The 11,960-nt window shown below is 57.8% G+C and carries 10 protein-coding genes; all 10 read left to right on the top strand.

Going from position 1 to position 11,960, the window contains the following annotated elements:
* Positions 1-2: 2 nt before the first annotated feature.
* The 10 genes from RAB70_RS14795 (at position 3) to RAB70_RS14750 (ending at position 11,938) form a co-directional block, all read left to right on the top strand.
* A complete protein-coding gene (locus RAB70_RS14795) occupies positions 3-434 on the top strand; it encodes a hypothetical protein (protein ID WP_148830103.1) in 432 nt (143 codons plus the stop codon).
* A gap of 74 nt (positions 435-508) precedes the next feature.
* Entirely contained in the window at positions 509-2,758 is a 2,250-nt protein-coding gene (locus tag RAB70_RS14790; RefSeq protein WP_265529290.1) for an RHS repeat-associated core domain-containing protein, read from the top strand.
* Positions 2,755-3,255: a hypothetical protein gene (locus RAB70_RS14785; protein ID WP_148829924.1), complete on the top strand. Its 501-nt coding sequence runs from the start codon at positions 2,755-2,757 to the stop codon at positions 3,253-3,255. The genes RAB70_RS14790 and RAB70_RS14785 overlap by 4 nt, the downstream gene beginning before the upstream one ends.
* Positions 3,256-3,539: 284 nt before the next feature.
* Positions 3,540-3,746, top strand: a complete 207-nt coding sequence (locus RAB70_RS14780) for a hypothetical protein (RefSeq protein ID WP_148829923.1) — start codon at positions 3,540-3,542, stop codon at positions 3,744-3,746.
* A 112-nt stretch (positions 3,747-3,858) separates the two neighbouring features.
* On the top strand, positions 3,859-4,665 hold the full coding sequence (locus RAB70_RS14775; RefSeq protein WP_225851718.1) for an RHS repeat domain-containing protein: 807 nt from the start codon (positions 3,859-3,861) through the stop codon (positions 4,663-4,665).
* Entirely contained in the window at positions 4,649-5,098 is a 450-nt protein-coding gene (locus RAB70_RS14770) for a hypothetical protein (RefSeq protein WP_148829921.1), read from the top strand. Before RAB70_RS14775 ends, RAB70_RS14770 begins: the two co-directional genes overlap by 17 nt.
* A gap of 1,283 nt (positions 5,099-6,381) precedes the next feature.
* Positions 6,382-6,591: a hypothetical protein gene (locus RAB70_RS14765; RefSeq protein ID WP_148829920.1), complete on the top strand. Its 210-nt coding sequence runs from the start codon at positions 6,382-6,384 to the stop codon at positions 6,589-6,591.
* Positions 6,592-6,778: 187 nt separating this feature from the next.
* Positions 6,779-7,237 (top strand): hypothetical protein, encoded by a 459-nt coding sequence (locus RAB70_RS14760; RefSeq protein WP_148829919.1) that lies wholly within the window; start codon positions 6,779-6,781, stop codon positions 7,235-7,237.
* A 423-nt stretch (positions 7,238-7,660) separates the two neighbouring features.
* Positions 7,661-10,279 (top strand): exo 1,3/1,4-beta-D-glucan glucohydrolase, encoded by a 2,619-nt coding sequence (locus tag RAB70_RS14755; RefSeq protein WP_170268171.1) that lies wholly within the window; start codon positions 7,661-7,663, stop codon positions 10,277-10,279.
* Positions 10,280-10,375: 96 nt separating this feature from the next.
* On the top strand, positions 10,376-11,938 hold the full coding sequence (locus RAB70_RS14750; RefSeq protein ID WP_026143574.1) for a sodium/sugar symporter: 1,563 nt from the start codon (positions 10,376-10,378) through the stop codon (positions 11,936-11,938).
* Positions 11,939-11,960: the final 22 nt, after the last annotated feature.

The following is an 11,960-nucleotide window of genomic DNA, read 5'->3' as shown; positions in this document are numbered from 1 at the left end:
GTATGTTTAAAAATACAAAGAAAATATTCGCTTTTAGTTTTTTTATTATTTCTGCTATTGTTTTTATTGTGATTTATAGGTGGATTTTATTTATAGATTCTGGTGAGCTTGGCGAAAAGGATGTGCTTTCTTCGCTTCAGCAGGTTGAGTTAAAACATAGAGTTTGGAGTGACAAAAGTTCGCCGATTTTGTTGGGCAATGTCTCGCCTAAGGGTTATAGTTTTATTGGACTTCCTACTTATGATCCTGATTTTCCCCGAGTTTGGATCGTGCTCAATCAAGGGGCGAATGATCATCGCGTAAGGATGGTTCCAGATAATATGAGATTTTATGTTTCATGTAATTATTTGGGGAAGTTGAGGTTATTGAAAAAAGTGGATAAATATGTTCTGGTTTTTCTAGAGAGAAATTGTGTGCGTGACACCGCGGGATGAGTCTGAATCTGTAAATTGAACTGTGTACTGCTAGTTGACACGCTACCGGCTCTGATCGGTGAGGGGGCAGACGAGTGGAAGGCTCCGGCTACACCAGCGACGGCGACCTGCAATCGGCGACGGATCCGCTAGGGCGGGTCACGCGCCTGGACTACGGCGCCAACCGCTGCCTGACCGCGGTCACCGACCCTGGCGGCCGCACGGCGCGCTTCGCCTGCGATGGCGCGGGCCTGCCGTTGAGCGCGACCAATGCGATCGGCCAGACGATCGCTTTTCAGTACGCTGGCTACGATCTGGCCGGCATGGTCGATCCCCTGGGGCGCAGCACGCGCTTCCAGTACGACAGCCTCGGCAGGGTAACCGGCAGCCGCGACGACCTGGGCAACGCCACGCGCCAGGAATACGACGCGCTTGGCCGTGTCAGCAAGGCCTACGACGCCGCCGGCAACGTGACCGAGTTCGGCTACGACAAGAACGGCAACGTCGTGGCGATCCTGCTGCCGCACGGCAACGGCATCACCTATACCTACGACGAGCGCAACCGTCCGCTGACCCGTACCGACGCACTGGGCCAGTCCGAGACATGGACCTACGACACCATGGACCGGGTCGCCAGCTACACCGATCGCAAGGGCCAGAAAAAGACCTTCACCTACGACGTGCTTGGGCGCCTGTCGGTGGTCACCGAGGCCGACGGGCGCACCCAGACCTTCACCTACGACGCCGGCAATCGCCGTGTCGCGCTGATGGATTCGGCAGCGGGCACCCTGAGCTGGGACTACGACCTGTTCGACCAGGTCACCAAGGCTATCACTCCGCAAGGCAACATCGTCTACGAATACGACGCCGCGGGCCGCCGCACCAAGATGATCGCGGCCAACCAGGCGGCACTGGAATACCGCTACGACGCCGTCGACCGCCTGCGCAGCTTGCTGCAGGGGAGCGAGACCGTGGCGTTCGATTACGACGCCGCCGATCGCCTCACCGAGACCACGCTGCCCAACGGAGTCAAGACCGGGTACGCCTACAACACCGCCAACCAGACCACCGGCATCGCCTGGCTCAAACCGGACGGCACGGCCCTGGGCGAGATCGGCTACGGCTACGACCAGGTCGGCCGCCTGGTGGCGCAGACCGGTAGCTTCGCCCCGCAGGCGCTGCCGGCGGCCCGCAGCGGCAGCTTCGACGACAACAACCGGCAAACCCAGGCCGACGGCCAGACGCTCAGCTACGACGCCAACGGCAACCTGCTCTCCGATGGCGTACGCACCTACGTCTGGAACGCACGCGACCAGTTGGTCGAAATCAAACAGGGAACGGCGAGCATCGCCAGTTTCGGCTACGACCCGCTGGGCCGAAGAGTGAGCAAGACCGAAGGCGGGCAGACGATCAGCTATCTGTACGATGGGCTGGACGCGGTGCAGGAAACCCAGGGCGGCACCGTCAACCCGATCCTGACCGGGCTTGGCATCGACGAACGTTATGCGCGCAACGAAGCCAGCGGACGTGCGTACTTCCTGACAGACGCCCTTGGCAGCACCCGCGCACTTACCAACGCCAGCGGTGCCTTGATCCAGCGCTACGACTACACGCCTTACGGACAGACCAGTCAAGCCAGCGCAGGGACCAGCAACCCGTATCAGTACACGGGGCGGGAGCGGGATGCGAGTGGGCTTTATTACTACCGGGCGCGGTACTACCAGCCGGGTATGGGGCGATTTGCTAGTGAGGATCCGATCGGATTGAGTGGCGGAGCCAATGTGTACGCTTATGTGGGTGGTAACCCCATGTCTTATATCGATCCTTATGGACTATGGGCCTGGGGCGATGAGCTTCCGCAGGGGCTAGTAGATTTTTCGGCCGGGATGGGTGATACGTTATCCTTCGGGTTGACAAATTCCGTGCGCGATATGATGGGAACCAATGGGGCTGTTAATCAGTGCTCAGGGCAATACAGTGCCGGTGAATGGAGCGGGATTGGTGTGAGTTTGACTTTTGGCGGCGCTCATCTGGGCAGAAATGCAGTTAACCAAGGGGCAAAAGGTCTCGAGAGGCTGATTTTCGATAAAAGAACTTGGGGTAGCGTGCAGCGTACTTGGAGTAGAAGCGTGGGAGGTTATCGTGGACGTTTTGAGCTGCATCATTGGTTCACTCCCCGATCTGCTGGTGGGTCGAATGCCGGTTGGAATTACTTGCCTGTCTCTGGGCGACTAAATAACCTCATGTCGAATGGTGGGATTGCGTACAACATTTTTAAATTTACCACGTTAGGGATTTATGGCGCTGTTCCAATGGCGATGATGAATGGATGCGAGTGCAAATGAAGATTACGATGCGAGACAGGAATTTATCTATATCTATTGCTTTTCTTGTTTTGGCCGGCGCATGTATTTTTGCTGGCTATAGAATCTGGTTGCTTTTTTCTGCATTGAGTTTTTTTTACTTCCTGTCCAGCTTCTCTCCTGAAGTAACTAGTCGCATATCCTCTGAGGTCAACGACTTTGGAAGGCTGGGTGATTATAATGTGGAGGATGAGTTGTGTTATGGAATGTACATATGTTTAAATTCAAATCCTATTTTTATTAATATAAGGAGGGATGATTTTTTGCAGAAACGTGAAAATTATGCAAAATATTTATATGAAAATAGTGGTAATTTAGAGAGAAATTTAAATAAATTCATTGCGATAAATCCTGATTTTTCATCCAGATGTATAAACTCATTAGGGTTGCATTCCTTGGAGATGCCTGAGAAGCAGGCTGAGGTCTTCTGGGATCCAGAAGGCTATTCCAAAATACGAGACTTGGAGTTTTTCAAGTAAATCTTGGTGGATTTTTGGTTTTTGTTATGGATGATTATTTGCGATGAATCGGAATTGCGAAATTTACAGCGGCGGCATTTTGATCCGCCAAGGGTTTTTGGGAGGCATCAACTCTTGAGAGGCGAGTCTGTAAATTGATATGTTTAACTGCTCATTGGCACGCTGCCGGCTCCTAACGGTGAGGGTTGCTACAGAATCGGAGCTAAAAATCTCCGTTTGGGGGATAGACGGTACTCCAGCCACTATGGCTATCAATAGTTGTTGCGGCTGGGGAGGATAGGTGTATGAAAATTGATGTTAGAATAAAGCAATCAGAAATTCGTGTTCGTAGTGGCATTAAGCTTGTTTTTTTTATCGCCGTCACGGCGTCTGTTGCTTGGGTTATGGATGTTTTATGGTTGGCAAAAATTCTTATCTTTTTTGTTTTGTTTTTCTTTGTCGTTACATTATTTGAATATTGGAATGCCTGGCGACTTAAGAGGAAGCTGTAATATTTATTAATCGACAGCACCAACAGACAGCTTCAACGACAACCAGTGCCAGACCCAGGCCGATGGCCAGACGCTCAGCTACGACGCCAACGGCAACCTGCTCTCCGACGGCGTGTGTACCTACATCTGGAACGCACATGAGCAATTGGTCGAGATCAAACAGGGAACGGCGAGCATCGCCAGTTTTGGCTATGACCCGCTTGGTCGAAGAGTGAGCAAGACCGAAGGCGGGCAGACCGTCAGCTACATGTACGACGGGCTGGACGCCGTCCAGGAGACCCAGGGCGGCGCCGTCAATCCGATCCTGACCGGGCTGGGCATCGATGAGCGCTGTGCGCGTAATGAAGCCAGCGGACGGGCGTACTTCCTGAGCGATGCGCTTGGCAGTACGCGTGCACTCACCAACGCCAGCGGTGCCTTGATCCAGCGCTACGACTACACCCCTTACGGACAGACCAGTCAAGCCAGCGCTGGGGCCAGCAACCCCTATCAGTACACGGGGCGGGAGCGGGATGCGAGCGGGTTTTATTACTACCGGGCGCGGTACTATCGGTCAGAGTTGGGGCACTTTGTTAGTGAGGACCCCATCGGGTTGGCCGGTGGAGCAAATGCATATTCCTACGTCCATGGTTCCCCATTGATGTATGGAGATCCTTTAGGTCTTTTTGATTTGCCATCAATTCCCCAGCCGGTAGTAGATGCGGTAGCAGGTTTTGGCGACTCGTTGTCATTTGGGTTGACGAACTACATCCGGGATCAATGGGGTATTAATGGCGCAGTTGAAAAAAGTAGCGCCGACATAATTGCTGGTGCAGGAAGAACGAGCATTTGGTGGACATCCCTTTTAGTAGGAGGCGGCTTAGTGGGTTCGGCAACGCGCGCAGGAAGAATTGGAGGTAATTGTGGTTGTGGCCAATAAAATACTGGTTCGTCGCTATAGGGTTTACGATCCGCTAGAGCAGGATGTCTTTGTCTATGGCGGTGGGGAGTTAAATTTTTTTTCATCTGGTGATAAGAGATTGAATGTGGCGGGTTGGCTTGTTGATTGGGAGAAAATATTGCGTGGCCCAAAGCGCATAATATTTTTTGAAGATGATGGATTTAAATTTATCGACGTTGGTGGATTGGTTTTTAAAATTGGGTGTGGAGTTGAGGTGCATTGCGTTCGAAATATCTTTGTTTCAAAATTGAGTGTTCTTAATAACGGCATACTGGCTGCATCTGTCACATACCTAACTCCTTGGTGGCGACTAATTTTTGATGATGGTAGTCACGCGGATTTGCAATTTCCTTTGGAGTATTTCTCTAAGTTATGGAATGATAATATTTTCATATTTAATGAGGTTGGTTAGTTTTGGGTGATAAGCGGATGTGAGTGTGGATAAAGATGTGGTGTGAGGCGGGGCTTCTTCTATGGCTGTTGCTCTTCTTGTTTTGGTGGGTTTGTTTTTTTGCTGAATAGGATTTAGTTATTTTTCTGCATTGAGTTTTTTGCTTTTTTCCACTGGCTCTCCCGGGATGATGGTTGCCAATCATCTGAGGTCAATAACTTTGGAATGTTGGGTGATTTTGATGCGGATGATGAGTTCGGACGGCACGGCCCTGGGCGAGATCGGCTACGGCTACGACTAGGTCGGCCGCCTGATTGCGCAGAAAGCAAGAGGGATGCAAGGACGACGAGCCTGTAATTCTAAAGGCATGCAATACTGGCGCGGATCCTGAGTTGCCGGGTATGGTCAATGTTATGACAGGTCTATCCAAAATTAGAGGTACGGAAGTTGATGCACCTACGAGGTCCGTCTGGTATACATCTAGAGGTTCGCTGGCGACTCCCTACGGACATAAAGGCGATATCCACGGCCCTATGGATTTAAATGATCCAGGTGAATATAGGAGTGTAAGGCCATGATGTTGAGGGCTGGGATTGTGGTTTTTCTTATACTCTTGGTTTCATGTGAAAGATCCGATCGCCGTAAGGATAATGTGGTTCCCGTGTCAGGGGATGGGAGTTGCAGAAAATTTGATGTTGTTTCCAGTCGTTCAAAGGCGGAAAGCGGAGAACTTATGGCAATTAGAGGTATGCGCGACTATTACCTTGATTGCGTGTTGCACAATAATGGTCCTGAGGCCTTGCATTGGGGTAGGTTGGCTGCTGATAAGGGCAACATTCAAGACAAGGAAACTTACGAGAGCTTGAAGATGACATTTGTACCAAAAGATAGTGTGCGTAATTTTTTAATCCTGAGGTGGTATTGGTAAATGGGATTTTTATTGCATTGATGGACATCCGGTTGATCACATTTCAGTGGTCTATATCTTCGGCCACGACCAGTGGGGGCGGAAAAATCCGAAAATTTCAAAGGTGGCAGACAATGAACAGTACGCGCGCATTAACCCGTGTCAATGGCCTTGATCCAGCAATATGACTTATGTCCTTACGGATGGACAAACCAAACAAGTGCGGGGGCGAGACACCCTTATCAGCACACGGAGCCGAAGCAGGATGCGGGTGAGCTCTATACCATCGGGTGCGGTACTACCCTACAGATTCGGGGCGTTTTATTAGTGGGGATCCAGTATGCGTCAGCTTCGGATTTAGGGCTATTGGTGGTAGTGCCGCTGTGGAGGATAGGGGATGAGAATTGAGGTTCGCATAAGACAATCAGAGATTCGCTTTCGTAGTGGAATTAAGCTTATTTTGTTTGTTGCTGTTGCGGCATCTATCGCATGGATTATAAATGTATTGTGGCTGGCGAAGCTTCTTCTTTTTTTTGCTTTGTTTTTTTCTGTCGTTACAGTATTTGAATTTTTTAATGCTTGGCGGCTTAGGAAAAGGCTGCAATGATTATTGGCTGCTCGTGTATATCGAGCTCGGCATGCATGAGCTCTGTACGTGCAATAAATCTAGTGGGTATGTGTCCGGCGAGATTGATTTTGGCTTTGCTGAGGCGGCCCAGGGAATGAGGCGGTCAGTATCGTCCTTTCTGGGATTGAAGGTGTATAGGTCATGAATAAATTCGATTTTTACATTTATGCGCGCCGTTGATTTCCTCTCGGTTTATGGCGCAAGCACATTCTCCGCTCTGTGCTACGGTGTTTTTGATGCAGCTTCCTTGCAGGGAGCATATGCAACGCTGAAGCGGGATATCAGTTCGCGGAGCGAAGCGTCCGTTTACAGGATGCTTGGCGACGATTGGCCGAACGGCGTATTGCTCCTCGAGACGGTCGTGGCTGCTCCGGATGCGATCTCTGCAGAAATTCATCGGGCCTTGGCAAGCATGTTCGATGCGGAGGGCTGCAGGTTCTCCCTGTGCATGTATGGCGGGGCTTTTAATCGCTATGAAAGTTTGTTTTCTCCAGATTTTTTCGATCAGGTGTATGCGTTCGCGTTCCGCAGGAACGACCATGTCGTCAATCTCGATGCGTCATTGCTTGCCTCCGGGCAATGGAAGGACATTATCGCTGCCTGTCGACTGAGAGCCTCGATCTAGGAGGAATGGTCCTTGTGCCGGCGGGCCTGTGGCGAACGACTCCGTCTCGGTTCGACATTGATTGCCTACCAGACGTCACCGTCACGGATTCGGCCATGCTCCATGACGGGGTAAGAAGGCCATCGAACTGGCAAGCTATCAGGTGCGTCATCTGCCCGTATGCGGTCCCAGATCTGCGCAGTGTGCAATGTCGGTTCTACTGCGATGCAGCAAAATCTCCGCAGCGACGCTGCCTATGCTGGTGAAGCAAGACAAGTCCATGCCAGTCACCCCAAGCAAACCCGGTATTCCATCGCTATAGCGTCAGCCGATATCCGTGCGGCATCGAGGCATACCTCGCGCCGCGGTTGACAGGCTTGGGGCGATTCGGGAAGCGTAGGCGCCGGCCGCACCTCGGCGTGTGCGGTCCGGCCGCGACATGGCATGCGTTCGCCGTTCCTGGGAGGGAGTCTCTTGCACACACAGACCGCTGGCGCGCGCGCGCCGCTTCGCACGGCGCTGGCCGCGGCCGCTGCGCTTGGCCTGCTGGCGTTGGCCGCCGCCGTTCCCGGTCGCTCCGTGCCGGTCGCACCGGCGGCCGCGCCGCCGCCGCCGATCCATCCGGACCGGTGGCCGTCGCCGGCCTGGCCGTTGAAGGAGGATCCGGCGCTGGAGGCGCGCATCACCAAGCTGATGGCGCAGATGTCGGTGGAGCAGAAGGTCGGGCAGACCGTGCAGGGCGACATCGGCAGCATGACCCCGGAGGACGCGCGCAAGTACCACATCGGCTCGGTGCTGGCTGGCGGCAATTCCGATCCCGGCGGCAAGTACGACGCCAGCCCGGCGCAGTGGCTGGCGCTGGCCGATGCCTATTACACGGCGTCGATGCAAACCGACGGCGCCGGCCCGGCGATCCCGATCATCTTCGGCATCGACGCGGTGCACGGTCAGAGCAACATCGTCGGCGCCACGCTGTTCCCGCACAACATCGGCCTGGGCGCGACCCGCGACCCGGAGCTGATGCGCAAGATCGGCGAGATCACTGCCGCCGAGACCCGTACCACCGGCATGGAGTGGACCTTCGCCCCGACCGTGGCGGTGCCGCAGGACGACCGCTGGGGCCGCACTTACGAAGGCTATTCGGAGTCGCCCGAGGTGGTGGCCAGCTTCGCCGGCAAGGTGGTCGAGGGGCTGCAGGGCGTGCCCGGCACGCCGGGTTTCCTGGACGGGTCGCACGTGATCTCCTCGGTCAAGCACTTCCTCGGCGATGGCGGCACCACCGACGGCAAGGACCAGGGCGATACCCGGATCAGCGAGCAGCAGCTGCGCGACATCCACGGCGCCGGCTATCCGCCGGCGATCGCCGCGGGGGCGCAAACGGTGATGGCCTCGTTCAACAGCGTCAACGGGGTCAAGATGCACGGCAACACGGTCATGCTCACCGACGTGCTGAAGGGGCAGATGCATTTCGGCGGCTTCGTGGTCGGCGACTGGAACGGCCACGGCCAGGTGCCCGGCTGCCGCAACGACGATTGCCCGGCCGCGTTCAACGCCGGCGTGGACATGCTGATGGCGCCGGACAGCTGGAAGGGCGTCTACGAGAACGCGCTGAAGGCGGTGAAGTCGGGGCAGATCCCGATGACGCGGCTGGACGATGCGGTGCGGCGCATCCTGCGGGTCAAGCTGCGCCTGGGCCTGTTCGAGGCCGGCAAGCCGTCGCAGCGTCCGCTCGGCGGCAAGTTCGAGCTGCTCGGCGCGCCCGAACACCGCGCGGTGGCGCGGCAGGCGGTGCGCGAATCGCTGGTGCTGCTGAAGAACCAGGGGCAGCTGTTGCCGCTGAAGCCGCAGCTCAAGCTGCTGGTGGCCGGCGACGGCGCCAACGACATGGGCAGGCAGGCCGGCGGCTGGACCCTCAACTGGCAGGGCACCGGCACCAAGCGCGCCGACTACCCCAACGGCACCACCATCTGGGAAGGCCTGCAGCAGCAGGTCGGCGCCGCCGGCGGCAGCGCCGAACTGGCGGTGGACGGCAAGTTCGCGACCAAGCCGGACGTGGCGGTGGTGGTGTTCGGCGAGCATCCCTATGCCGAGTTCCAGGGCGACATCGCCACGCTGCTGTACAAGCCCGGCGACGACAGCGACTTGGAACTCATCAAGTCGCTCAAGGCCCAGGGCATTCCGGTGGTGGCGGTGTTCCTGAGCGGGCGGCCGCTGTGGGTGAACCGCGAGATCAACGCCGCCGACGCCTTCGTCGCGGCCTGGTTGCCGGGTTCGGAAGGCGCCGGCATCGCCGACGTGCTGCTGCGCAAGGCGGACGGCAGCGTGCAGTACGACTTCCACGGCAAGCTGAGCTTCTCCTGGCCGCGCACCGCGGTGCAGTTCGCCAACAACGTCGGGCAGAAGAACTACAGCCCGCAGTTCGCTTTCGGCTACGGCCTCACCTACGAGGACAAGGGCGATCTGAGCCGGCTGTCCGAGGTGTCGGGCGTGTCCGGCGCGCAGGCGGTGGGCGGGGTGTACCTGGACCGCGGCAAGCCGGCGGCGGGCATCAACCTGATCCTGTTCGGCGGCACGCAGGCCAATCTGCCGGCGGCGACCTTCCCGGCGGCACTGGCCGACGGATCGCTGAAGGTCACCGCGATCGACCACAAGGCGCAGGAGGATGCGCGCCGCTTCGTCTGGTCCGGCAGCGGCAAGTCCGGCTTGGCGCTGGTGTTGCCCAAGCCGCTGGACGTCTCGCGCGAGAGCAATGGCGACGTGCAACTGATCCTGACGTTGAAGGTGGACGCGGCGCCCAGCGCAGCCGCGCGCATCGGCGTGGCCTGCGGCCACGACTGCGGCGCGCGCGTGGATCTGGGCAAGGCCTTGGCTGCGCTGCCCAAGGGCGAGTGGCGCACCCTAGGCGTGCCGCTGAAGTGCTTCGCGGTGGCCGGCGCCGACCTGACCCGGCTTGAGCGCCTGCCCTTGATCGAGAGCGACGGCACGCTGGATCTGTCGCTGTCGCGGATCGCGCTGGGCAGCAGCAACGACGCGCAGAGCGTGGTCGACTGCCCGCTGCATTGAGCGGCGGCGAACGGTTTTCTTGAACGAGCGGCGCCGCCCACGCGGGCGGCGTCATGGACAACGGTGCGACAGGGCTGCGGCCCGTAGGAGAAGGCAGTGGGGTTGGCGACGTTGGATGTGGCGATCGTGGTGGTCTACCTGGCGGGCATCTTCCTGCTCGCGCAATGGGTCTCGCGGGAGAAGGCCGGGCACCGCAAGAGTGCCGAGGACTACTTCCTGGCCAGCAAGACCCTGCCGTGGTGGGCGATCGGCGCCTCGCTGATCGCGGCGAACATCTCCGCCGAGCAGATCATCGGCATGGCCGGCTCCGGCTACGCGATCGGCCTGGCGATCGCCTCCTACGAGTGGATGGCGGCGCTGACCCTGTTGATCGTCGGCAAGTTCTTCCTGCCGATCTTCCTGCGCAACGGCATCTACACCATGCCGCAGTTCCTGGAGCAGCGTTACGGCAAGTGGATCCGCACGCTGATGGCGGTGTTCTGGCTGCTGCTGTACGTGTTCGTCAACCTGACCTCGATCCTGTGGCTGGGCTCGATCGCGGTGAGCCAGGTCACCGGCATGGATCAGACCCTGGCGCTGGCGCTGATCGGCGTGTTCGCGCTGGTGTACCAGCTGTACGGCGGGCTGAAGGCGGTGGCGCTGACCGACATCGTCCAAGTCACCCTGCTGGTGCTGGGCGGTCTGCTGGTCGCCGGACTGACCCTCTCGCGGATCGGCGACGGCGCCGGCGTGCTCGCCGGCTTCCGCCACCTGTGGAACGCGCACCCCGAGCACTTCCACATGATCCTGTCCAAGGACAACCCGTTCTACAAGGACCTGCCGGGCCTGAGCGTGCTGCTCGGCGGCCTGTGGGTGATGAACATCAGCTACTGGGGCTTCAACCAGTACATCATCCAGCGTGCGCTGGCGGCCAAGAACATCGGCGAGGCGCAGAAGGGCATGGTGTTCGCCGCGTTCCTGAAGCTGCTGATGCCGGTGGTGGTGGTGGTGCCGGGCATCGCCGCGGTGGTGCTGGCGCCGGACCTGGCCAAGCCCGACCAGGCCTATCCGACCATGATGCAGTTGCTGCCCAGCGGCATCCTCGGCCTGGTGTTCGCCGCGCTGGTGGCGGCGATCGTGGCCTCGCTGGCGTCCAAGATCAATTCGGTGGCGACCATCTTCACCCTGGACTTCTACGCCAAGTTCCGCCCGCAGGCCGACCAGCCGCAACTGGTGCGGGTCGGCCGCGTGGCCGCGGTGACCTCGGTGCTGATCGGCATCCTCACCGCGCGGCCGCTGCTGGGCAATTTCGACCAGGGCTTCCAGTTCATCCAGGAATTCACCGGCTTCTTCACCCCGGGCGTGGTGGTGATCTTCATGCTCGGACTGTTCTGGAAGCGCGCCAACGAGGCCGGCGCGCTGACCGCGGCGATCGGCTCGGTGCTGCTGTCGTTCGCGCTGAAGAAGCTGTGGCCGGAACTGCCGTTCATGGACCGCATCGGCCTGGTGTTCGTGCTGTCGCTGGTGGCGGCGGTGCTGGTGTCGCTGCTGACCCCGCAGGCGCCGGCGCGCGACCTGATCCGCACCGACGACGTGCGCTACGGCACCACGCTGGGCTTCAAGCTCGGCGCCGCGGCGGTGATCGCGATCCTGGTGGCGTTGTACGCGGTGTTCTGGTGAGCCACGGGCCGGCCGTGGCGCG

The sequence above is a fragment of the Xanthomonas sontii genome, from assembly GCF_040529055.1.
In the GTDB taxonomy this organism is placed as follows: Bacteria; Pseudomonadota; Gammaproteobacteria; order Xanthomonadales; family Xanthomonadaceae; genus Xanthomonas_A; species Xanthomonas_A sontii.
Note: the sequence above shows the minus strand (reverse complement) of the source record. Positions and strands in the feature narration are given on the sequence as shown.